This is a genomic window from Bacteroides sp. AR29 (assembly GCF_900217715.1).
GTDB classification, from domain to species: Bacteria; Bacteroidota; Bacteroidia; order Bacteroidales; family Bacteroidaceae; genus Bacteroides; species Bacteroides uniformis.
Window position 1 is genome coordinate 17,944 of record NZ_OBMS01000018.1, and the last position, 24,946, is coordinate 42,889.

Annotated in this window: 19 protein-coding genes and 1 tRNA gene; 10 read left to right on the plus strand and 10 right to left on the minus strand. The window is 43.9% G+C overall.

The window, feature by feature from the left end; translation table 11 throughout:
* Positions 1-147: 147 nt before the first annotated feature.
* Positions 148-897 (plus strand): ATP-binding protein, encoded by a 750-nt coding sequence (locus CSD97_RS12250; RefSeq protein WP_035449424.1) that lies wholly within the window; start codon positions 148-150, stop codon positions 895-897.
* A 28-nt stretch (positions 898-925) separates the two neighbouring features.
* Positions 926-1,294 carry a DMT family protein gene (locus tag CSD97_RS12255; RefSeq protein ID WP_005826856.1) on the plus strand — a complete coding sequence of 123 codons (369 nt, stop codon included), beginning with the start codon at positions 926-928 and terminating at the stop codon, positions 1,292-1,294.
* A gap of 21 nt (positions 1,295-1,315) precedes the next feature.
* On the opposite strand, the gene CSD97_RS12260 is transcribed toward CSD97_RS12255, so the two are convergent.
* The 7 genes from CSD97_RS12260 to CSD97_RS12290 form a co-directional block, all read right to left on the minus strand.
* On the minus strand, positions 1,316-2,332 hold the full coding sequence (locus tag CSD97_RS12260; RefSeq protein WP_035449423.1) for an FAD:protein FMN transferase: 1,017 nt from the start codon (positions 2,330-2,332) through the stop codon (positions 1,316-1,318).
* Positions 2,333-2,358: 26 nt separating this feature from the next.
* Positions 2,359-2,937 carry a manganese efflux pump MntP family protein gene (locus CSD97_RS12265; protein ID WP_005826852.1) on the minus strand — a complete coding sequence of 193 codons (579 nt, stop codon included), beginning with the start codon at positions 2,935-2,937 and terminating at the stop codon, positions 2,359-2,361.
* 7 nt (positions 2,938-2,944) lie between these two features.
* Complete coding sequence (locus CSD97_RS12270) at positions 2,945-3,712, minus strand: DUF6048 family protein (protein ID WP_035449422.1); 768 nt, start codon at positions 3,710-3,712, stop codon at positions 2,945-2,947.
* The gene (locus CSD97_RS12275) at positions 3,681-4,166 is read right to left on the minus strand and encodes a DUF6452 family protein (protein ID WP_035449420.1); all 486 of its coding nucleotides are present in this window, start codon (positions 4,164-4,166) and stop codon (positions 3,681-3,683) included. The genes CSD97_RS12270 and CSD97_RS12275 overlap by 32 nt, the downstream gene beginning before the upstream one ends.
* Before the next feature lie 2 nt (positions 4,167-4,168).
* Complete coding sequence (locus CSD97_RS12280) at positions 4,169-5,122, minus strand: glycosyltransferase family 2 protein (RefSeq protein ID WP_098032461.1); 954 nt, start codon at positions 5,120-5,122, stop codon at positions 4,169-4,171.
* Between the two features lie 54 nt (positions 5,123-5,176).
* On the minus strand, positions 5,177-5,722 hold the full coding sequence (locus CSD97_RS12285; RefSeq protein ID WP_098032462.1) for a DUF4199 domain-containing protein: 546 nt from the start codon (positions 5,720-5,722) through the stop codon (positions 5,177-5,179).
* A 147-nt stretch (positions 5,723-5,869) separates the two neighbouring features.
* Positions 5,870-5,943: transfer RNA gene (locus CSD97_RS12290), tRNA-Thr, on the minus strand.
* Between the two features lie 538 nt (positions 5,944-6,481).
* On the opposite strand from CSD97_RS12290, the gene CSD97_RS12300 reads away from it, so the two are divergent.
* The 7 genes from CSD97_RS12300 (at position 6,482) to bglX (ending at position 21,014) form a co-directional block, all read left to right on the plus strand.
* Positions 6,482-9,373, plus strand: a complete 2,892-nt coding sequence (locus tag CSD97_RS12300; RefSeq protein WP_098032472.1) for a triple tyrosine motif-containing protein — start codon at positions 6,482-6,484, stop codon at positions 9,371-9,373.
* Positions 9,374-9,664: 291 nt separating this feature from the next.
* A complete protein-coding gene (locus CSD97_RS12305) occupies positions 9,665-12,868 on the plus strand; it encodes a TonB-dependent receptor (RefSeq protein ID WP_005826839.1) in 3,204 nt (1,067 codons plus the stop codon).
* Positions 12,869-12,886: 18 nt separating this feature from the next.
* Complete coding sequence (locus tag CSD97_RS12310) at positions 12,887-14,476, plus strand: RagB/SusD family nutrient uptake outer membrane protein (protein ID WP_005826837.1); 1,590 nt, start codon at positions 12,887-12,889, stop codon at positions 14,474-14,476.
* 31 nt (positions 14,477-14,507) lie between these two features.
* The gene (locus tag CSD97_RS12315) at positions 14,508-15,881 is read left to right on the plus strand and encodes a hypothetical protein (protein ID WP_005826835.1); all 1,374 of its coding nucleotides are present in this window, start codon (positions 14,508-14,510) and stop codon (positions 15,879-15,881) included.
* 138 nt (positions 15,882-16,019) lie between these two features.
* Positions 16,020-17,381: a family 16 glycosylhydrolase gene (locus CSD97_RS12320; RefSeq protein ID WP_005826833.1), complete on the plus strand. Its 1,362-nt coding sequence runs from the start codon at positions 16,020-16,022 to the stop codon at positions 17,379-17,381.
* An 88-nt stretch (positions 17,382-17,469) separates the two neighbouring features.
* A complete protein-coding gene (locus tag CSD97_RS12325) occupies positions 17,470-18,759 on the plus strand; it encodes a glycoside hydrolase family 2 TIM barrel-domain containing protein (RefSeq protein WP_005826831.1) in 1,290 nt (429 codons plus the stop codon).
* 2 nt (positions 18,760-18,761) lie between these two features.
* Positions 18,762-21,014 (plus strand): beta-glucosidase BglX, encoded by a 2,253-nt coding sequence (gene bglX / locus CSD97_RS12330; RefSeq protein ID WP_098032464.1) that lies wholly within the window; start codon positions 18,762-18,764, stop codon positions 21,012-21,014.
* 96 nt (positions 21,015-21,110) lie between these two features.
* On the opposite strand, the gene eno is transcribed toward bglX, so the two are convergent.
* The 3 genes from eno to crcB form a co-directional block, all read right to left on the minus strand.
* Positions 21,111-22,400, minus strand: coding sequence for a phosphopyruvate hydratase (gene eno / locus CSD97_RS12335; RefSeq protein ID WP_005826824.1), 1,290 nt, complete (start codon positions 22,398-22,400; stop codon positions 21,111-21,113).
* Positions 22,401-22,465: 65 nt separating this feature from the next.
* Positions 22,466-23,134: a pentapeptide repeat-containing protein gene (locus CSD97_RS12340; RefSeq protein WP_098032465.1), complete on the minus strand. Its 669-nt coding sequence runs from the start codon at positions 23,132-23,134 to the stop codon at positions 22,466-22,468.
* Between the two features lie 13 nt (positions 23,135-23,147).
* A complete protein-coding gene (crcB, locus tag CSD97_RS12345; protein ID WP_005826820.1) occupies positions 23,148-23,525 on the minus strand; it encodes a fluoride efflux transporter CrcB in 378 nt (125 codons plus the stop codon).
* Positions 23,526-24,250: 725 nt separating this feature from the next.
* Between crcB and CSD97_RS12350 the strand changes: the two genes are divergently transcribed.
* A complete protein-coding gene (locus tag CSD97_RS12350; RefSeq protein ID WP_005835937.1) occupies positions 24,251-24,736 on the plus strand; it encodes a DsbA family protein in 486 nt (161 codons plus the stop codon).
* Positions 24,737-24,946 lie beyond the last annotated feature (210 nt).

Genomic DNA, 24,946 nt, shown 5'->3' on the forward strand with positions numbered 1-24,946 from the left:
TGATTTGTTCAGAAGGTCAAAAATACAAATTTATCGTGAATAAAGCTGGTTTCCGTAATTCTATTTTGTTAATTCTTCTTTAAATCGTTCTTTTGCCTTACTTTTGCAGCCGGAAGAGCTATAACTTATAACTCATAACTCGTATCAATGGCACAATTTACTGAAGAAGAAAAGATGTTGCGCCGCATAGACAAGCGGTTTAGCAAAGGTGTGGTGGAATATGGACTGATAGAGGACGGCGATAAGATTCTTATCGGGCTTTCGGGAGGCAAGGACTCTTTGGCGCTGGTGGAGTTGTTGGCACGGCGTGTCCGTGTCTATAAACCCCGTTTTTCCGTTGTCGCCGTACATGTAGTGATGAAGAATATACCTTATCAAAGCGATGTGGACTATCTGAGGGAGTACGTAGAGTCGTGGGGAGTGCCTTTTGTTCTCTTTGAAACGGAGTTTGATGCCACGACAGATACCCGCAAGTCTCCTTGTTTTCTTTGCTCTTGGAATAGGCGGAAGGCATTGTTTACCGTAGCCAAGGAGCAGGGATGCAATAAAATCGCGTTAGGCCATCACATGGATGATATTCTAGAGACCTTGCTGATGAATATCACCTATCAGGGAGCGTTCAGCTCCATGCCTCCTCGGCTGGTAATGAAGAAGTTTGATATGACGATTATCCGTCCGATGTGTCTGGTACATGAGGCGGATTTGATGGAGTTGGCGCAAGTGAGGGGGTATCGTAAGCAGGTGAAGAATTGTCCGTATGAGTCACAATCCAGCCGTAGTGCAATGAAAGGCATTCTGAAACAGTTGGAGGAAATGAATCCTGAGGCACGCTATAGTCTATGGGGGAGTATGACGAATGTGCAAGAGGAATTGCTGCCTGCAATCATTAATCATTAATCACTAATCACTAATCATTAATCACTATATGAAAGCATTTTATACCATTTTGCTATTGATTGTATCTAATATTTTCATGACGTTTGCCTGGTATGGGCATCTGAAGCTACAAGAGACAAAAGTCATCTCCAACTGGCCGTTGTATGCCGTGGTGCTGTTTTCTTGGGTAATAGCTCTGGCTGAGTATTCTTGTCAGGTTCCGGCCAATCGGATAGGCTTTTTAGGCAATGGAGGCCCGTTCTCATTGATGCAACTCAAAGTGATTCAGGAAGTAATCACTTTGATAATCTTTACGGTGTTCACAACAGTTCTTTTCAAGGGAGAAACGCTGCATTGGAATCATTTTGCCGCTTTTGTATGTCTGGTACTGGCGGTATATTTTGTATTTTATAAATGATGGGTTAATCGCATTTGCGCATTATTTCATATACTTCTCCATCCCTTTTGTTAAGAACGTTTGAAGCTTTCCTTCTTCATCCGTATAAATGAAGCAGGCGTCGATATCCGGATGTGCATCCGCCACGCGTTCTGCTTCTTCCAGCCCCATCACCATGAATGCCGTGGCATAGGCGTCTGCACTCATGCAATCTTTGGCAATGACGGTGGCTGACAAGATGCTGTGCTGTACCGGATAGCCGGTACGCGGGTCGATGGTATGCGCATATTTCTTTCCGTCTTTATAGTAGTAGTTGCGATAATTGCCCGATGTAGCCATGCCTAAATCCGTAACTTGCAGCACTGCTTGCAGTTCCTGGTTCACTGCCAGTGAGTCGTCTATCGGCTTGTTCAAACCGATGCGCCAAGGTCCATTTTGAGGGTTTTGCCCGTGAACAACCACTTCTCCGCCTATATCGACCATAAAGTTGCGGATACCCTTTTTCTTCAGAAGTTGGGCTATGACATCTACTGCATATCCTTTTGCCACAGCGCTGCACGAGAGCATTATACGTGGGTCTGTTTTCACCACTTTCCCTTCATCGGACAATTTTACTTTTTCGTATCCTGTCATCTCCAGCAGGCTGTCTATCATGGCAGAGTCGGGGAAATTACCCTTCTTGAACCCAAATCCCCAGGCATTGGCAAGAGGGGCAACGGTGATATCGAAGGCACCATCGGTCTCCCGGGAGATTTCCATGCTACGTCGGAAGACGTTGGTAAAGAATGTGTCGGGCACAATGTCCTCGTTGCGGTTGATGCGCGTAATGGTCGCCGTGTCATTGAAAGGGGACAAGGAACCGTCGAAACGTTTGAGTTCCGCTTCTATCTCTGCCTTCAGATTTTGGTCACATTGATAAGTCACTTTATATACCGTACCGAATATCAGTCCGTTATCCGTCTGATAAGGAGTGACTTGGTTGTGGCGGGCAAGTATCCAGATGGTTCCCAGTACCAGTAGGGCAATCCATAAAAAATTCCGTTGTACTTTCTTTTCCATATCCTATCTGAGTTTTTACTTTTTAATTAAAAGAAGAGATGCTCTACCAATATCTTGGTACCGATGATGACGAGGATAATCCCTCCCCAAAGTTCGGCGCGCAGTCTGCGGGCTATGCCACATCCGAAACGGATGCCGAACATCAGGCCGACCATCGACAAGGCGAATGATACAAAACCGATAATGCCGATGGGGGAAAGAATAGCCGAGAATTGCTTGATACCGAGGAATGCAAACGAAACACCTACCGCCAATGCATCGATGCTGGTTGCCACGGCCAGAGCGAGCACCACCTTCAGGCTGGTAGGGTCATACTCGTGCTTGCAATCTTCGTCCTTGAAGGATTCCATTATCATGCGTCCGCCCAGGAAGGCAAGGATACCGAATGCAATCCAATGGTCAATACTTTCTATCAGGTGGCTGAAAAAACTGGCGCCTATCCATCCCAGCAGAGGCATCAAAGCCTGGAAAAAGCCGAAGCTGATGGCCATCACCAGCATAGGGCGCAGCCGGGCGCGTTTCAATATAATTCCGCTGGCTATAGAAACGGCGAAACAATCCATCGCAAGTCCTACGGCCAGTAGCCAAATCTCTAACCCTGTCATAAGTCGCTTAAAGAGGTAGTTTATAAGTTATCGTATAGGTTACTCCCATCGTGTTGGAGCCATATTTCCCGAAACCGGGCACATACCACGGGTCACCGTATTCATTGGCCGAGGCAGACAATTTGAACTTGAAGCGTAGTGACCAGCCCATGTACAATGCCTTCCAGACGTGCGCCCGGATACCGACACAAAATTCCGCCCATTGCATGGAGCCTTTCATTCCTTTATGGTTATAGGGCAGGCTGCCTCCCCATATCTCGTCGTCCAGATTCGGATTGCCTACGATGCCACCGTATATCGGGTCGTCCAGTCCCAAGGCGTCTACATCGTACTTGAAGCTGCTTACACCGTAACGCAAGCCTACGAGTAGCATGTGTCCGTGCTGCTTCTTGTATAGCGTGTTATAGTCCATTCCTATGCGGAAGTAGGGGGCGTTGCTTTTGTAGTGTATGCCTTTGTCACTCCAGGTGTCCGTGGAGCCATATCCCAGTTCGGCAATAGGGAAGAAGCGGTTCTTGAGGTTTACATCCACGGCCACTTCGGAACTCAGGAAATCTCCTCCAAATACGGAACTTCCGATTCCCCACAAGTCCAAGCCGACGGACATGCCGTTGTATAACGGATAGTGCACTTCTTCTTTCGCGTCCTTCTTCTCCTTCTTGGGAGGTGCTCCCTGGGGGGGGACGGTAGGATTCCCGTTCTGCGCCCGTAGGGGGAGGAACATCAGCAGGCAGAGTGCCAGACTAATAGAATAACTTAAGATTTTCCTTTCCATAGATGCCTGCTTCATTGTCTTTGATGTATATCGAGTCCAGAGAGATGCGGGTGCACGTTACGTCTGTGATGGCCTGCTTCATCTGATAGCCGCAATCCATCGATAGGAAATAGGGGGTGTTGGTGTGGCGTATCACCATCGTGTCACTCTTATTCCGGCTATACTTGAATATCAGCTTGGTGGAATCCTCCGTATAGCGCAGTGGCAGGGAGATGTCGTGTACCTTCTTCTGGTTGTTGATGATGATGGAGTCGGTGCCGTATGCTGTGACGGTGAGCGAGTCGAGCGTGTCGTTCTCCACGTATTGGGTTTCGGGGTCTACTCTATAAAGAATGCAATTCACCATGGGGCGTGCCGTCATGGAGCAATCTGCCTCCTCCGAGCAGGAGATAGCTATGCTTATTATCGGGCAAAGGATAGCTCCGAGTATGACAAGTCTGACTAATTTTTTCATCGTTAAATGGTTTTCTCTATTTGATATTTGTTTCGTTCCGGGGCATTACGTGAAATCAGCTCTCCGAGGAATCCTGCCACGAACAGTTGTGTGCCGATAATCATGGAGGTCAACGAGAGGTAGAAGTAGGGAGAGTCCGTCACAAGGCGGTAGGGCATGCCATGGTGCATGTAGTACAACTTGCTGACACCCACTATGACCACGGCTATGAAGCCGAAGATGAACATCAGCGAACCCAGCAATCCGAAAAAGTGCATGGGCTTGATGCCGAACCGGGAAAGGAACCAAAGGGAAAGCAAATCCAGATACCCGTTTACAAAACGGTTCAGCCCGAACTTGGTCTTTCCGTATTTGCGTGCCTGGTGGTGTACTACTTTCTCGCCGATTTTCTTGAAGCCGGCATTCTTGGCCAGGTAGGGGATGTAGCGGTGCATTTCGCCGTAAACCTCTATATTCTTGACCACCTCTTTGCGATACGCCTTCAGTCCGCAATTAAAGTCGTGCAGGTTTTTGATGCCCGATACTTTGCGAGCGGTGGCATTGAACAATTTGGTGGGGAGGGTCTTCGACAACGGGTCGTAACGTTTCTGCTTCCAGCCCGATACGAGGTCATAGCCTTCTTGGGTAATCATGCGGTAGAGTTCGGGTATTTCGTCGGGACTGTCCTGCAGGTCGGCGTCCATGGTTATCACGACGTCGCCTTGTGCTTGTTCGAAACCACAGAACAATGCCGGCGACTTCCCGTAGTTGCGGCGGAACTTAATGCCCCGTATCTTGTCCGGAGCTTGCGCCTGCAATTGCTCGATTACCTGCCAGGAACGGTCGGTACTTCCGTCGTTCACGAAAATCACTTCGTATGAAAAACCGTTGGCATTCATCACCCGCTCAATCCATGCGAACAGTTCGGGAAGTGATTCTTCTTCATTATATAGTGGTACGACAACTGAAATATCCATTGATGTATGATTTTTCTATTTACAATTGAAATAACATTTCTTTTTACTGTTCCGTCACTTTGCCGGAGCGTTGTCTTTCTTGCGTCTCATCACGAACAAGGCGGTGGGGAAAGCCAGTATCGAACCCCAAAACACATTGGACGATATCATCTGTAGTGTAATGTCGATAGGACTGAGCAGTCGGGCTGTCTCCAGAGCTTCCTGATAGGTGGCGATGTACGAATCCATTTCCGGCATGTTGCTTTGGGCAAGCGTGTCTACCATCGTTTCGCACGTGTTTATCACATATCCGTGGTCTATGAACCTGAAGTAGATGTAGTGTGCCACAGCGGCAAGCAGCGCGGCAAACATATACATGAAAACGGTGAATATCCATGCATGCAGGAAGCTGATGCCGCCTCCGCATACCTGATTACGATACATCCGTGCATAATAATATCCCATAAAAGGTACGCATAGCGTGAGTCCCATGAAAAGGAAAAGTAAAAAAGGAACCGACAGTCCCACCGGAAAGAGTATGAACTTCAATATCCAAAAACCTCCCATATAGGTACCGAACAGCATTGCGTATCGTTGCATGTAACCTCTATTTTCTGTCATCTTTCTTAGAAATAATGTGCAAAGGTACAAATATAGTTGGATTCAAGGGCAAGCCGATGTGCAGATTTTAATTTTTAATTCTTTAATTTTTCATTATTAATTAAAAAAGAAAAGGTGATACATTTCGTATCACCTTTTCTTTTTCTGAGCCTCTTGTCGGATTCGAACCAACGACCCCGAGATTACAAATCACGTGCTCTGGCCAACTGAGCTAAAGAGGCGGGTGGGTAAGCTTGCTATATCGCGCCGCTACAACCAACTACCTTTGCTGCGATCAAGCCCTGGAGGATTCGAAGGGAGCTGGCCGTATAGGACTTACCCGTTTTCGTTTTGCGGTTGCAAAGGTAGACATTATTTTGGAATCTGCAATAGCTTGCGGCGGTTTTTTTATTTGTTTTTTTAGATTCTCTATTCTATCCCTCTTCATGGCCTTCTTATATAGACACTTTGGAGGGGAGGTACGGATTCTTTCCGGCATTACGATGGACAAATATTCCTCTTACTAGAAAGTATTCGTCCGACATATGTAACCTTATCGTCCGACGGCTGTTGAATTATCGTCCGACAGCTGTCGGACGATAATTCAACAGCCGTCGGACGAATACTTCTTAGTATACCGGAATCTAAAGTATAGTTATGCAAAAGATTGCCATTTGAGAAGAAAATAATAATCGGGGACGAAAAAACAGATAGGCTATTGTGCGCTACCTTGAAAATAAGCATTATTTTTGTGCAACTAACTATATAGTCATTATACGCATGAACAAACACATATTGTCATTTTATCTTTTTTTCTGCCTTTTTCTTTTTCCCCCTTTGGTCGAAGCAATTGCCGGCTGGAATAGCTTTATCGTCAATTTTGATAAAAGTGTTTATGGTAAGGGGACCCAGACTTGGCAGATAGCACCCTATGATGACAAGTGGGTATATTTCGCCAACAAGAACGGTATGGTGCAATTTGATGGCAATGTCTGGAATGTGTTTCCATTGAACAATGCTTCCGATGTGCGTTCCGTTCTGGCTTCTGCCACCCAAAAAAGAATTTATGTGGGGGGCATCAATGAATTCGGCTATTATGAACCGGATACGGACGGTTCTTTGGCCTATCATTGCATGTCCGATACTTTGGAGAGTTCCGTTCGTTTTCTTGGAAACGTGTGGGGCATTCATGAGACTGACAATATCTTGTATTTCCAAGGGGACGGGTGCGTGGTGAAGTTCCTGAACGGAAAATATACCGCCATTGAAATGAATGCCAAGATAGACTGTTCCAATATGGTCAATGGTATTCTTTACATCGGTACGGACAGAGGCGTATGGCTTTTGGTTGGAAACACTTTTTTCCCTCTTCAGGGTGCCGATGCGTTGGCTTCCAAGCGTATTCGTGGCATTATACCTTATAAGAAAGGTGTTCTGGTGGTGACTGCATACAACGGACTTTACTATTGTGACGGGCGTACGATGGAACCGTTTATCACCGGTGCCGAAGAGTTTATGCGTGAGAATGAAGTCTTTTGCGTGGCCAAAAAGGATGATAAGATTGCCTTGGGAACCATTCATAAAGGATTGGTACTGGTGGATTGCAGCACCATGCAACTGAAATATTTCAATGAGAACAACGGCTTGCGTAACAATACGGTGCTTTCTGTCTCCTTCGATACGACCGGAAACCTCTGGGCCGGTCTGGATAGCGGCATTGACTACGTCTGTCTGAGTTCTCCTTTTACGAATCTCTATTCCTATCCTTATTCCTACGGCACGGGATATACGGCGGCGGTAGAAGGCGGTTATCTTTATTTAGGTACCAATCGGGGTTTGTATTACACCTCGTATCCGGTACAGATGAACGGCGATTTGCCGGATATCCGTCCGATGCCCCAATCCAGCGGACAGGTCTGGAACCTTTGCCGTATAGGTGATGAACTCTTCTGTCTGCACGACCGTGGTATTTTCCTTATCAATGGTACTTCCGTAAAACGTGTGACGGATATTGCCGGCGCCTGGTGTTGCCAACTTGTGGCAGGACGTACGGACCTTATGTATGTCGGGGTATATAACGGTATTTATTTGGTTGGGAAAAAGAATGGAGAATGGCAGGTGGTTGGCAAGATTGAGGGTGTGAACGATTCTTGCCGTCTTTTTGAGCAGGAAAGCGATAAGGTGATTTGGGTGTATAATACAGACCACGTTACCCGTGTGGATTTGGATAATGATTTGACAAAAGCCGTACGTATAAAGGAATATAGCGCGAAGGATGGTTTCCCGGTAGGGCGTGATATGTATATAGCGAAGATAGAAGACCGGGTGTATTTTGCCACTCCCCGGGGAATCTATAAGCATAATCCTCATAAAGATGTCATGGAGCCTTGTCCGGATATGAACAACCTTTTGAATGGCACCACGGCCTATTCGCGTATCTTGGAGTATCACGATAAGTTGATAAGTTTGAGCCCTCACGAAATCTGTATTGCCAATCTGGGTACCTATAAGCGGGGGGCGAATACAAGCATTAATCCCATCCAGCAATCGCTGATTGAACTGGTACCCGGTTTTGAAACGATTATTCCTCTTTCAGATTCGCTGATGGTGGTTCCTAATGAAGGAGGTTTCGCTTTATTCAGCATCCCGGCCGTAAGAGAGCGTCAGGATCGTAGCCACTCCTTATATATAAGGAACATGTATCTGTCTTATCCCAAGGATTCATTGGTATATACCGCAAACTTTTTAGGAGAGAAGCCGGTTCCGGTGATAGCTTATTCCATGAATTCCGTTCGTTTTGACTATGCCCTTTCTTTTTTTTCGGTAGGGGATGATATTCGTTTTCAATATCGTTTGAATAAGGGAGGCTGGTCCGATTTCACAACGGTACGCACCAAGGAGTATAGCAGCTTGTCGGAAGGGGAATATACGTTTGAAGTTAAGGCGGTCTTTCCTGACGGTACGACATCATCGGATACAATCGCCTTCCGTATACTTCCACCGTGGTATCGCAGTGCTGCTGCATACGTTTGTTATATCATCTTGGCTTTGCTTGCCTTGTGGCATGTCTATCGCTGGGATGATGTCCGCGTGAAGCGGAAAAAGCAACAGGCTGTGGTCGAGAAGGACAAGGAACTGCATGATATGGAAAGGGAATATGAAGAGGAGAAGGCTCGCCAGGAAAAGCAGATTATGCAGTTGGAGAAAGAAAAGCTGGAATACGATTTGCAGCATAAGAGTCAGGAAATGGCCAATCTGATGATAAACTTTGTCCGTAAGAATGAAATGCTGACTGAAATCAAGTCGGAGATACTTAAAGTATCCGCATTGCTGAAAGGTGAGGGTGCCCGGGAAGGAAAACAGCAGCTTATACTTATTAATAATAAAATAGACGGTAATATACAGAGTGACGAGGTGCTGAAGCGTATTGAAGACCAGTTCGACTTGATACATAACAATTTCATGAAACGTCTTCATGCCAAGCATCCGGAGCTTTCGCACAACGAACGTATGATGTGCGCTTATCTGAAGATGAACCTTTCCACGAAAGAAATAGCACCTCTGCTGAACATTTCGGTTCGTGGAGTTGAAACAATCCGTTATCGTCTTCGTAAGAAGTTCGCTTTAGAGAGAGAGGATAGTTTGACGGATTATTTAAGCAATAAACTGTAGTCTTTAGATATTAACTTCCTTTAAAAGAAGGAAGTGCATGGAAGGGAGGAATTTAATATTCCTCCCTTTTGTGTTCTATAATATGTTGTGACGTAATACTTAAAAGTATATATTAAGTATTGATTATTAGTAAGTTATTTGTTGATGACGTATTGATAACGTATTTGAATTTTGTATTTGACGTATTTAAGAATGATTGTTTTTTGTTTGTTTTATTGCCTTTTACTCTATGTTTGCACTGTTCGATTGAGAACAAAACCGAGAAACGTTAATCTTAATTTAGTAAAACTTATGAAAAAGTTATTATCAGTTTTATTTCTGTTAAGCTTTACCTTGGCTTCTGTATATGCCCAAAATATACAGGTAAAAGGTACAGTGGTAAGCGGTTCGGATAATGAACCGTTGCCTGGAGTAAATGTGGTAGTTAAAGGAACTACCAATGGTGGAATTACTGATTTGGACGGTAATTTTACATTGTCGGTTCCTGCCGACGCAACACTTTCTATTACCTATATTGGTTTTAAGTCACAAGAAGTAGCGGTAAATGGAAAAAATTCCTTGAAAATAGTTCTTCAGGAAGATTCAGAAACGCTGGACGAAGTAGTAGTGGTGGGGTATGGTGTTCAGAAAAAAAGTGTGGTAACAGCATCTATTGCCAAAGTTAGTAGTGAGGATTTGGAAAACAAATCTCCGGTGCGTATGGATAATGCATTGAAAGGTTTGGCTGCAGGTGTGGATGTAACTTCAGCTTCTGGTCAGCCGGGTGATTCTCCTCGTGTACGTGTACGTGGTATTGGTACTATTAACAATAGTGATCCCCTTTACATTGTAGACGGTATGCCTATTGGGGGTGGTCTTGATTTTGTAAATCCTAATGATATCGAGTCTATCGAAGTGTTGAAAGATGCTGCTTCTGGTGCTATCTATGGTGCGCGTGCTGCTAATGGCGTTATTCTAGTAACTACCAAAAAAGGTAAGATGGGTAAGGCACAAATTAATTACAATTTTTCTTATGGCTGGCAGAGTGCATGGAAGAGACGTGATGTGACTAGTGCGACAGACTATGCTATCCTTCAGAATGAAGCCAATGTGAATGGTGGTCAGGCTCCAATTTATGCAGATCCTTATAATTTGATTGATGCTAATGGAAATTCTATCAAAGGATTTGGCACTGATTGGCAAGATCTTGTTTTCTATGACAATGCTCCGGTAGTGAATCATGATGTGACAGTTAGTGGTGCATCGGAAAAAGTAAATTATTATTTGTCTTTGGGGTATTATTCACAAGATGGTATTGTTGGTGGTAATCACGGACATTCTAATTATGACCGTTTGACTATTCGTTCCAATACTCAATATAATCTAATTGATGCATCTAAAGAACGCGGTTTCCTTAATAAATTGGATTTAGGTGTAAATTTGGCTTATATGCGTACGCATTCAACAGGTGTTGGTACTAACTCTGAATTCGGTTCAATTTTGGGATCGGCTCTTTATCTGTCTCCTATTTTGACCCCTACATTGACTGGTGATGCAGCTGAAAAGATGATTGAAACTTATAAAGATTTTGATTTGCCTCGTGATGCAAATGGTGATCCTTATACAGTACCTGGCTATGGAGGAGCTTATCAGGAAATGAATAATCCGCTGGCTATGATGACATTGACTCCTACAAAGAATTGGTCGCATAAGTTTGTTCCAAAGTTTTCTATTGATCTTCAATTGTGGGATAATTTGAAGTATCACTTCAATTATAGTGCTGATATGGGATTTTGGGGTAATGAAGGGGCAACTAAGAGCAAGTATTATCTCTCAGCTAATAATAAGGCAACACATACTAATGCATCTTCATTCAAGGCACAGAATGTGACATGGCAGATTGAAAACACATTAACTTATGACAAAACTATCGGCAAACATACATTTGGTGTTGTATTAGGACAGTCTGCCCTTAAATATAAGGGAGATCAACTTGGTGGTAACCGTTGGAATCTGGTGAATCCTAATAAACCTTCTATTGATTATGCTACAGGGAATGTTGAATATACAAAGGATGCAGATGGTAATATTACTGGTGCTACAGTTCAGTATGGCGTTTATGGAGGTCCTTATACAGAACATAGAATGTCGTCTATGTTTGCTCGTTTGAGTTATAACTATAATGAACGCTATATGATTCAGGCTACAATCCGTCGTGATGGTTCAAGTCGTTTTGGTATTAATAATAAATATGGTACGTTCCCTTCAGTATCTGTGGGATGGAATGTGACAAATGAAGAATTTATGGCTGATACGCGAGAATGGTTGTCTAACTTAAAGGTTCGTGCTAGTTGGGGTAAGAATGGTAATGATAACATAGCCGAATTTGGTTATACTTCATTGACAGCCATGGGTAATAATGTTCTTTTGGGTAAAGATGCCATCAAATGGAATGGTTCTAAAGCACAACGTTTGGCAAATCCTGATTTGAAATGGGAAGAGAGTGAGCAAACTGACTTAGGTATTGATTTGGGATTCTTTAATAATGCTTTAACGTTCAGTGCCGACTATTACATAAAGAAAACCAATGGTATGATTATTACGATGCCTATCCCGAGTTATGTAGGTGAAACTAAACCTCTTGGTAATGTAGGTGATATGGAAAATAGTGGCTTTGAGTTTGAACTTGGCTATAAATGGAATATTGCTGATGCTAAATTTGCTGTAAAGGGAAATGCTACTTATCTTAAAAATGAATTGAAGAATTTGGGAAATGATACTGGCTATATGGATTTAGATGGTATTCAAGGATTCTCTGGCGGCGGTACACGCGGCTCTAACGGACAACCTTTCCCCTATTTCTATGGTTACAAGACTGACGGTGTTTTCCAGAATATGGATGAAGTTCGTGCTTATGTCAATAAAGATGGTAAAATGATTATGCCGGATGCGGTTCCTGGTGATACACGTTTTGTGGATGTAAATGGTGATGGTAGCATCTCGGCAGATGACCGTACTAACATTGGTAATGGTACTCCGGATTGGACTTATGGTTTGAATCTTAATGCTGATTGGAAAGGCTTTGATTTTAATATTTTCTTCCAAGGTGTAGCTGGTGCTGATGTGTTTGATGGCACTTATCGTACAGATGTTGCTTCTGGTAACTATCCTTCTTGGATGTTGGGACGTTGGACTGGTGAAGGTACTTCTAATAAGTATCCTCGTCTGGCTGTCGGTAATGCAACGAACTGGATGGTATCTGATCTTTATGTTTGTGATGGTTCATATCTTCGTCTTAAGAATATTACTTTGGGATATACATTGCCTAAGACTCTTACTCGCAAACTTACTATTGAACGTCTGCGTGTGTATGTGCAAGCTGAAAATCTTGTGACTTGGACCAAATATTGGGGATTTGATCCTGAAATTTCTTCAGGTGCAACTTCTCTTGGTGTTGACCGTGGTATTTATCCGCAGGCTCGCACATATACAGTAGGTGTAAATGTTTCTTTCTAATCTAAAAATAAGAACTATATGAAAACAAATAAAATATTAGCAATAGGCTTACTTGCTGCCGCTACAGTGTTGACTACCGGTTGCAGTGACAGTTTTCTTGAGGTGGAAAATCCGACAGGTGAACCATTGGAAGATTATTATACTACGGATGAGCATATTCAGGAAGCTCTGATTGCCGCCTATGACCCTCTCCATTGGCCAGATTGGGGATTGGGACAGTACAATGCCTTGAATATTGACGGTGAAATTATGGGCGATAATTTTTGGGTAGGTGGTGCAACCAAGACCGATATGCAGAATTGGCATATGTTGTTTAATTATGAGGCTAATGAAAATAATACACTTGGCTCTCTTTGGACAGTGGACTATTCTGGTATCAAACGTTGTAATGACTTACTGAAATATCTTGATTGGGGTACTGATGTTACTGAGGCCAATCGTAAACTCTATGAGATGCAAGCCCGTTTACTACGTGTTTTCTATTATAATATGTTGTGGCATTATTTTGGTAATGTACCTTTCTATTTGGAGAATCTTTCCGAACCTCCTTATACGGCTCCGCAATATACTGCCGATCAGGTTTATGCTGAGTTGATCGCAGAACTTGAAGCTGTAATTGACTCTAAGGTGTTACCTTTGAAATATTATAAAACAATCAAAGAAGGTAAAGAAGTTGACGACGAAGGTCAGTTGGGACGTGTCACTCAAGCTATGGCTTATATGGTATATGCTGAAATGGTAATGTATCAGAATGATGAAAGTCGTTTCTCAAAAGCTTTAGGTTATATGAAGGAGCTTATTGATAGTCCTAGCTTTAGATTGAATCCTAGTTTTGCCAACATCTGGGAAACGGAAGGTGAATGGTGTGACGAATCTATCTGGGAAATTAATTATGAGCAAACTAATAACGAACGTGGCTGGGGAAGTCCGTTAGCTGTTGGTGGTACAGTGCTTCCTACTCTGATTTCTCCTAACTCTTTCCCAGGTGATGATGGTTGGTCAAAGGGTAATGATGGCTGGGGATTTATGCCCATGCGTCTTGAAACTTATCAAATGTTTAGTGAACAAGACAAACGTCGTGATGCAACTTGCTGGGTGATTGCCGAAGATGTAGAATATACGAAACGTTATCAAGATACTCATATTTGGTTACAAAAATATCGTCCGTATGATAAGAACTTCAAGCAGTCTTCCGGTGACCAGAATTTGAACTATAATAACAATTATCGTTATTATCGTTATGCTGAGACATTACTAAATGCTGCAGAACTTTCTCTTCGTACAGGTGGAAGTGGTACAGGTGAGGCTAAGACATGGTTGAACGAAGTTCGCACCCGTGCCGGTTTGGCTGGACTTGCAAACGTTACGGTTGACGATGTACTTACAGAACGTCGTTTGGAATTTGTAGGTGAAGGCAAGCGTTATTTTGATTTGGTACGTGCTGAAGGAATCAGTGGAGCATCAGCCAGCAATAAGGCTACTACTGCACTGGTCCCCGATGAATATGGTTACCGTACTAATTCTTGGACTGCCAAGAAGAAATACATTCCTATTGCACAAGGAGAGTTGGATTCCGATCCGGCTTTGGTTCAGAATGCTTATAAATAGTTTACCATAACTCCATTAATAAATAATTGATATGAAAAATATATTTAAATATATGGCAGGCGTGTTGGTTGCTGGTTTTGCAATGACTTCATGTTCGCCTGAAGATTTTACGGGAGCCAATGGCAATATCCCACAAGCATCGGATTATACTGATAACTTTAAAGTTACTGTAGATCAGACAACCAATTATGCAAACTTTGAATTTACTTCTGCTCCTGGAGTGTCTCCAATTTGGATAATTGACGGCGCTTATCAAGCCTCATATGGTTTTTCCAAATATTATCGTAAAAAAGGTTCATATACAGTAGAATGTAAAGTAAAGAACGCAAATGGCATTAGTGATGGTTCGATAACCAAAACCTTTGAAATAGAGAAGACTATTATGAACGGTTTTGGTGGTTTTGTGGAAGATAGTGAATTTAACATGTTTAAGGGAGTAACTTTCAATGTGGCATCTTTCTACTATGCTCCAGGATGGGGGCAGATTGCAGATCCAAAATATACTTATCAGAATGGTGCATTTGTTGTTTCCTTACCGGAAGCTACTACCGATCAGTGGCAAGCTCAGATGCATGTGGAATTGGATAAGGTAATTGCTTTGTCAGTGGATAAAACCTATGATTTTTCGGTGATAATCACTTCTACTACCAAACATCCGGGCGTGACGGTTAAAGTACAGCAGAAAGGTGATGACAATACGTTTATCAATATGCAGCGTGTGGCTTTAGATGCTAATGAGCCTAAGTGTATATGGTTCAGTAACGTACCCGGTGTGAATATTACCGATTTGAAGTTTGCACTTGATTTTGGTGGTAATGAAGCTAATACGGATATTACTTTGGAAAGCTTTGTCTTGAAAGACCATGCTAATGATGACGGTACGGAAATTCCTGAAGTACAAGAGCCTGAACCTTCTTGGGTGAAGGTGGATAGTGAAGACAATCTTTGGAACGGGGCAACCTTTACCAATACTTTCTTCTATGCAAACCCGGATTGGAGTGCTAGACCTAATCCAGATTTAGTGGTGGATGGAAATGCTTATACACTCACTTTCCCTGATGCTACTGAAGCACAATGGCAGAACCAGTTCTCGTTTGTTACAGATTTGTCAGCCGATACAGAAACTGCCTATGATTTCTGTGTCACTCTAAATCCTAGTACTGATTTGAAGGGGGTAACAGTAAAACTGGTTCAGACTGATGAACCTGATGTCAAACATGATGATAACTTCTTCTTTGCAGAACAGACGGATTTGTTGGGTAATGAAGATAATAAATTTTGGGTTGCAAATAAAAAGGCGCCTAAAGATATGCATGCTATATCTTTAGTCTTGGATTTTGGTGGAAATCCTGCTGACACAAAAGTGACTATTAAAGATATTATTTTCCAGACTCATAGAGATTGATGGCTAGTATTAGATAGAATATTGGTCTGCTAAAAGCAGTGAATAATAAAAAGGGGGAAGGATGTGGGTTATCTTGGCAATTGCTGGAGTTTCATCCTTTCCCTTTTTCTCTACTTATGTTGTAAAATATATATATATATGAAATACTATTGTCTATTATCTATTCTTTTGTTTTCGTTGATTGCTTGTGGCAGTAGCGATGACAAGGAACCGCAATCCGAGGATGTTACCATTAAATGTTCTCCTGAAAAGATAGAGGCTGTTGCACAAGCTAGCCAATATGTGGTGAATGTGGTTTGTTCTGGTAAAGAGTGGACAGCTTTTGCCTCTGATGATTGCAGTTCATGGGTCAAAGTAAATGTAATGGGTTCTTCTTCTAGCCAAGGCACAGCGACAGTTATAGTCAGTGCTCATACGGGTACTACTTCTCGTACTGGTACGGTGGTGGTTAAATCTGGTGCTACTCGTGTATCTATTCCTCTTACGCAAGCGGCTCCTTTATCAGTGTCACAGACTGAGTTGTATTCTAATTCTATAGGAGAATCTTTTGTCTTATCTGTTATTGCTTCTGGCGAATGGAATGTGAAATCCAATGATAGTTGGATTAGCGCAGAAAAAAATAGTGGGGAAATTGTTGTGACCACTTTAGCTAATGATGCAAAGATTTCCCGTACGGGTACAGTTGAGGTTGTGGCTGGTGCAGAGAAAGTAACGGTAACAGTTATTCAAGAATCGGCTGAAGATCTGGATATCAATACTCCTGAGGGGTATCGGTTGGTTTGGCATGATGAATTTAATGAGGGCACATCTCTTGGCAATGATTGGACACACGAGGTTCAAGGAGCAGGGTGGGTAAATAATGAACTTCAAAATTACGTCAATGGTTCTGCTGACGGAAAGCGTGTGACAGAACTTGTGGACGGTAAGTTGAATATTAATTGTTTCAAAGGCTCCGATGGTAAAATTTACTCTGGTCGTGTGTATGCTAAAGTGAATACTGGTTGGGAATATGGCTATTTTGAAGCACGTATCATGTTGCCTGAAGGCAAGGGGACGTGGCCGGCTTTTTGGATGATGCCAGTTGGTAATGACTGGAATACTAACCCATGGCCCATGTGTGGTGAAATAGACATTATGGAGGAAGTGGGAGTCGTACCCAACGAAGTCTCTTCGTCTATCCATACGCAAGATTATAATCATACTATAGGTACGCAGAAAACACATGCCATGACTATAGAACAGGCAGAAGGAGAATTTCATCTCTATGCTTTAGAGTGGACAGAAGATGCCATCACTACATACGTGGATGGCAAGGTACAGTTGGCTGTTACCAAGCAACAATTGGGAGCTGGTCATAATCAATGGCCTTTCCATTATGCTTTCTATCCCATTCTGAATCTGGCTTGGGGCGGTGATTGGGGTGGAATGAACGGTGTGGATGAGTCTGCTCTTCCTGTAACGATGAAGGTGGACTATGTACGCGTGTTTCAGAAAAAATAGAGCCTTCATATTTAAATTTTATTTAAATATGAAGGCTGAATGTTTTTTATTTATAACATAAATACCTTATGCTTTAGGACAATTGATAATGAAAAAAGAAAAAATATTTATTTTTATCTGTTTAGTTTTGTTGTCTGCCTGTTCTCCTTCTTCTCTAGACGGTATTGTAATAGAGAAAGCGGCAGACGGTTATAAACTTTCCATTGACGGAAGAGAAACCTATATTAAAGGCGTAGGCGGCACATATCGGTTGGACATTGCCGCCCAGAGTGGTGCCAATGCCTTCAGAACCTGGGGAGGTAATGTGGAGGAGATAAAGAAAAACCTGGCATTGGCTTCGGAGCACAACATGTACGTAATGCAGGGAATAGGCATGACCAAAGACTCTATACGCTATTACGATGATGAATATAAGAACAAGATGCGCGAAGAAGTCCGCTTGTTGGCAGAAACGTTCAAGAATGATACGAGTTTGCTGGCTTGGGGTATTGGCAATGAAATTGAGTTGGGAAATGCTAATATAGCTGCCGCATGGAATTTTGTGGAAGAACTGGCACAGCTGATTAAGTCGATAGACAAGCGTCATCTGGTTTCGACAGTGATTTCCTACAATCCGTCGGCATTGGACTCTGTGGCAAAGTATGCTCCGTCTCTCGATTATGTGGGCATCAATGTATATGGTCCGATGGGAGAGGTGCAGGCTGTTGTTGACCGGTCGGACTACAAGGGTGCATTTATGATTACCGAGTGGGGACCGACCGGTTGGTGGGAAACAGCGTCAACCGAGTGGAAGGCACCCATAGAGCAGACCAGTGAAGAAAAACGGCAGGTATACGAAGAGCGTTATACGCAATATATTTCTGCCAATACCCGTTGCTTGGGCTCTTTTGTATTCTTGTGGGGACAAAAAGAAGAACGTACGCCTACTTGGTTCAGTATGTTTGTAGAGGATAAGGTGGATTCACTGCCATTGAAAGGAGAGAAAACTCCTATGGTGGAGGCCATGCAAAGAGTGTGGACCGGCAAGGAATTGGATGAAACGGCTCCGATAGTTCGGGGCATGACTATCGATGGTAAAAGTGCCATTGATAATGTCCGTATCAAAGCAGGTACTTTATTTAAGGCGGAGGTTTCCGTCACAGATAAGGAGAACGATTCTTTGGCTTATGTGTGGGAAGTACTGAAAGAGGCTACAGTCTTGGGTTTTGGAGGTTCTTATGAGCCACGTCCGGAAAGAATGGGTGACGTGGCCGTGTCAGACAAGAATGTGTATGAGACTATGATTAAAGTTCCCGGGGAATATCGTTTGTACGTATATGTACTTGATAATACGGGCTTTGTCTCAACAGCAAATATTCCATTTCAAGTAATAGATTAAAGATGAAAACAATGAAAATGCTCTCTGCTTGTTTATTGCTGCTTCCTTTTATATCTTGTACTCAAGTGCAGGATACAAAAAATGACGCAGTCATCGAGCAGAAAATAGAAGCGCTGTTGTCCCGTATGACATTGGAAGAAAAGATTGGGCAGATGAACCAGATTTCTTCTTATGGTAACATAGAGGATATGAGCGGATTGATAAAGAAAGGTGAAGTCGGGTCTATCCTGAATGAAGTAGATCCGGTGCGTGTCAATGCCTTGCAGCGTGTGGCAATGGAGGAGTCCCGCTTGGGCATCCCCTTGCTGATGGCGCGTGATGTGATCCACGGTTTCAAGACCATATTCCCTATTCCCTTGGGACAAGCGGCATCTTTCAACCCGCAGGTGGCTAAGGATGGTGCACGGGTAGCGGCTGTGGAGGCTTCTGCCGTGGGTATCCGCTGGACATTTGCGCCGATGATAGATGTGGCTCGCGATCCCCGTTGGGGGCGTATGGCCGAAGGATGTGGCGAAGATACTTATTTGACTTCAGTGATGGGTGTTGCTATGGTTGAAGGTTTCCAGGGAGATTCGCTGAACAGTCCGACTTCCATAGCCGCATGTCCTAAACATTTTGTAGGTTATGGTGCTGCCGAGGGCGGGCGTGATTATAATTCCACTTTCATTCCGGAGCGTCGTTTGAGGGATGTATACCTTCCTCCTTTTGAAGCTGTGGCCAAGGCAGGGGCAGCCACTTTCATGACTTCGTTTAATGACAATGACGGAGCACCGTCTACCGGAAACACTTTTATTTTGAAAGATGTGCTTCGTGGTGAATGGGGATTTGATGGAATAGTAGTGTCAGACTGGGCTTCGGTAGCCGAAATGATGGCACATGGCTTTGCTGCCGATTCTAAAGAGGCAGCAATGAAGGCGGTGAATGCTGGTGTGGATATGGAGATGGTCAGCTATACGTTTGTCAAGGAATTGCCGGAATTGATAAAAGAAGGTAAGGTCAAGAAGTCTGCTATAGACGATGCCGTGCGGAATATTCTGCGTATCAAATTCCGGTTGGGACTGTTTGATAATCCTTATGTGGATGAGAAACGGATAGAGGAACTTTATGCTCCTTCTCATCTGGAGGCTGCCAAGCAAGCTGCTGTGGAATCGGCCATCTTGTTGAAGAACGAAAAGAAGACATTGCCTTTGCAATCTTCGGTAAAGACGGTTGCTGTGGTAGGTCCGATGGCAAATGCACCTTATGACCAATTGGGTACCTGGATATTTGATGGTGACAAGACAAAAACCGTGACACCGTTGAAGGCTATCAAGGAACTGGTGGGGGACAAAGTGCAGGTGATATACGAGCCGGGTCTGACTTATAGCCGTGACAAGAATATGGCAGGTGTTGCCAAAGCCGCTGCTGCCGCTGCACGTGCTGATGTTATTTTGGCGTTTGTAGGCGAAGAGGCTATTCTTTCAGGAGAGGCGCATTGCCTGGCCGACCTGAACCTGCAAGGTGCGCAAAGCGAACTGATTGCCGCTTTGGCGAAAACAGGAAAACCGGTGGTTACTGTCGTAATGGCAGGGCGTCCGTTGACCATAGGAAAGGAAGTCGAACTCTCGTCAGCTGTACTTTATTCGTTCCATCCCGGAACCATGGGAGGACCGGCATTGGCCGACTTGCTGTGGGGTAAGGCTGTGCCAAGTGGCAAGACTCCGGTGACTTTCCCGAAGATGGTAGGACAGATACCGGTTTATTATGCTCATAACAGTTCCGGACGTCCGGCTACGCGGAATGAGGTTTTGCTGAATGACATTCCGTTGGAAGCGGGGCAGACTTCGTTGGGATGTACTTCTTTCTATATGGATGCAGGTTTCGATCCGCTGTATCCGTTTGGCTACGGTCTGTCGTATACGACGTTCAAATATGATAATGTGAAACTCTCGTCTGCCAATCTGAAGAAGGAAGATGTGCTGACTGTGACTTTCGACCTTGAGAATACCGGAAAGTATGAAGGTACCGAGGTAGCCCAGCTTTACGTGCAGGACAAGTTTGCTTCGGTGACCCGTCCGGTGAAAGAGCTGAAACGCTTTGCTCGCGTCACATTGAAGCCGGGTGAGAAGAAAAATGTATCGTTTGAACTTCCGATAAGTGAACTTGCTTTCTGGAATATAGATATGGTGAAGACGGTGGAAGCCGGAGACTTTGCTCTTTGGGTGGCACCGGATAGCCAAAGTGGAGAAGAAGTTTTCTTTAAGGTAGTAGATTGATTGTTGATTTAAGGTTAAAAAGAGAAGGGGCGGACCGTGACGGTTCGCCCCTTCTGCTTTCTTCTTTATAAGCCCCGCCTTCCGGCAAATAACTCATCACTTATTACTTATAACTTTCTTATATCCATACACCGCATTGCTTCCCAGTTCTTCTTCGATGCGAAGCAGTTGGTTGTACTTTGCCATACGGTCTGAGCGGCTCAGCGAACCGGTCTTGATTTGTCCGCTGTTGGTAGCTACGGCTATGTCTGCGATAGTCGCATCTTCCGTTTCACCGGAACGATGGGAAGTTACGGTAGTATATCCGTGGCGGTGTGCCATTTCGATGGCATTCAGTGTTTCGGTCAGCGAACCTATCTGGTTTACTTTAATCAATATGGAGTTGGCACAGCCTTTTTCGATGCCCATTGCAAGGAAGTCCACATTGGTGACGAACAAATCGTCTCCTACCAACTGGCAACGGTTGCCGATACGGTCGGTCAGTTTTTTCCAGCCGTCCCAGTCGTTCTCGCTCATGCCGTCTTCGATAGAGTCGATGGGATACTTGTTGATTAACTCTTCCAGATAGTCAATCTGTTCGTCGGCAGTACGTTTCTTGCCTTTTTCACCTTCGAATTTGGTATAATCGTAGATGCCATCATGGTAGAACTCGGAAGAAGCGCAGTCCATGGCAATCATTACATCTTTGCCCGGTTCGTATCCGGCAGCCTTGATGGCGGCAATGATGGAGTTCAAGGCATCTTCTGTACCCTCCAGATTAGGAGCAAAACCTCCTTCATCGCCTACTGCTGTGCTGAGGCCACGGTCTTTCAGGACTTTCTTCAGTGCGTGGAACACTTCGGCACCCATACGCAAACCTTCGCGGAAGGAAGTGGCACCTACGGGGCGTATCATGAATTCCTGGAAAGCAATGGGAGCGTCACTATGCGAACCGCCGTTGATGATGTTCATCATCGGTACAGGCATCACATAGGTATTTGTACCACCGATATATCGGTAGAGTGGGATGTCAAGGTAAGCGGCGGCAGCCTTGGCTACAGCAAGAGATACGCCGAGGATGGCATTGGCACCCAGATTGGCTTTCGTTTTGGTTCCGTCCAGTGCAAGCATGGCATGGTCGATACCCATCTGGTTGAGGGCGGACATACCGATGAGCTTGGGAGCAATGATATTATTGATATTGTCCACGGCTTTCAGGACACCTTTGCCTCCGTAACGTTTTTTGTCACCGTCACGCAGTTCCAATGCTTCGTGTTCTCCCGTGGATGCTCCTGACGGGACAGATGCACGGCCTATGAAGCCGGATTCCAAGGTTACGTCTACTTCTACAGTTGGGTTACCTCTTGAATCGAGGATTTCACGTCCGATAATCTTCTCTATTTTCATATTCAGTCAATTTTAATTATAAACTATCTTACTAACAAATGAAAACAAGGAATTGTTTTTCGTTTTTAATCCTTTATTGTAATGCCTAAAAGAGCAGTCAACTCCATGGCTTGGGAAGTATTGACGATGGCTCCCCGTATGTCGGGCAGGTTGAGGCGTATACCTCCTATGTGCGAGTCGCTCAAGTCGATTCCTCTTAGAGGGGTGTGTGAAAACTCGGATTCTACCAGCTCACAGTTTTCAAAGGCGATGGAGGCAAGTTTGCAGTCGTTGACGTCGCTGTTGCGCAAGTCACAAGAGGTGAAGCGGACTTGATTGATTTTACTCATGGAAAGATTGAGGTATCTGGCATTGCAGTCCTTCATTGTCAGATGGTTCAATATTGTTTCCGGCAGATTGGTTCCCACCAGTTTGCAGGATATGAATTCCACTCTGAACAGAGAACTTTCGGCAAATGAGATGTTGGAAAGGTCGCAATGTTCAAAACGTACATCAGTGAAATGGCAGGATTTCAGTTTGCAGGCGCTGAATTGGATATGACTGAAAGTACAGTTGGTGATGCTTTTGTAGGAATACTCCATGTGTTCCTCTGTCCGTTTACCGAAGTGAAGGTCTCTGACAGTTTCTTCCGTATTCAGCCATTCTTCTAATGATTTGGAACTTTCACTTTGTCCCTCTAAGGTAGGAGGGATGATGCGTACGGGAGGCATGACAAAAGGCTTGCTGGGTTTCATAGGGGTGTTTGGGTTATATACAGCGTCCGAAGGCGCCGCCGGCGAAGGCTGCCAGGACTCCTAATGTGATACTTAATAAGGTATATAAGGCAAACATTCCGTAGAATTCTTGCTTTATCAGAATCAGTCCGTCATTGCTGAAAGTGGAGAAGGTGGTGAATCCTCCGCACAGACCGGTAGTCAGCAACAGCCGTACCTCAGTAGAAAGGTTGAAACGGGCGGATAAGGTATAGAATAGCCCGATGAGGAAACTTCCGAGGATATTGACTGTGAATGTAGCCCATGGGAAAGAGTAGGGGACTATGCGCTCGTGGAGCATCATCTGCACGCAGTAGCGCAGTACGCTGCCGGTACCGCCGCCAAGGAATATAGCTATCAGTAATCTAGTCATAGGTTGTCTGGGGTTGGTTTTGGCTGCAAAGGTAGTGAAGACAAAGGAATTTCAGTAAATCATAGCCCGAAATTTCATAAAGCAATTCTGTACTGGGGGAAGTAGTTATTGGTGGGATGTATATAATTTTGATATTTGATATGAGTGATTGCCAATCTTGGTTCCGGATAGTTCGTGATGGGGCAGAAGCGATTTACTAAATCTTGGAGGAAGATTTAGTAAATCGTTGCCGGAGATTTAGTAAAATGTCCGGGAGATTTTAGTAAACGAGTAGAAGGGGCTTTGGAAGGATGACTGGTTTGTCTGTATTTTTGGATACGGTAATAACTTGTGAAACTTGAGCCACTCTTGAAATTGAGGTCTTAACTGTTCAAATGCCATATTGTAGAGACCTCTCTAGAACCTTGTCTTGATAATCAGCGATTTATTTTCATTGGCTGTAGAGATTGTACCCATTCCTTCTCATTCTCTTCCTGCCTTTCTTTCTTCACTTGTAGAGAAGGGTTGTTTTTAATTTGTTGTTTTTTAGAGTTTTAACGAAATTGGTTGTAGATGTCATTTCCTTGTATTCCCGTCATTCACACCCTAACTTTGCAACATCGAATTCAAGAGAATGAAAGTTTATCGTTGAGGCCTCACGATGGATCTCCACTTCTTGAAAGAGAGGAAAAGGCTTCGGCCTATTTATTACATTATTATATTAACTTTCTAAAACATTAAAAATTATGGGACTTCAGTATGTAGTGGCAAAGAGAATCTTTGGTTTTGACAAGGACAAAAATGTAAAGTATGTAGCTAAATCCGTAGGAGCGGGTGAATTGGATTTTGATAAGTTGTGTGCCAAAGTGAGCCGTATTCTTGGTATTCACAGAAAGACGGTGGACTTAGTGGCTGCAGGACTGGTGGACATCATGTCGGAAGAAATAGACGATGGAAAGACTGTTCGTTTAGGTGATTTCGGATTGTTCCGCCCTTCTTTTGTAGGGAAGAGTGCTGATACGGAGGCTGGCGTTTCGGCCAGTAACATTGTCCGTAAACGTATTCTGTTTTTTCCGGGGAAAGCTTTTAGTCAAATGTTGGGCAATATGAGCGTCACCAAGATGGTGGTTCCCGATACGGACTATACGGATGGAAGTAGCAATGGTGGAGGGGATAACTCCAATCCTTCGGGAGGCAATGACGGGGACCAAGGTGAAAATCCTTTGGGATAATTCCAGTGCACGATTAAAGTTGTAAAAATATGGAGGGCGAAGTTTTCGTAGCGATACTTCTCCTTCTATTTTGTTTGTAGGCAGGATATTGTTCAAGGGAAGTTGGTTTTCATGCAAACGTTTGCCGACAAATCATCTATCATTTTAGTTTAATTGCGTCAGAGTGTATTTCTTTCCTGCCTATATTTGCATCTGGAACATAATTTTATA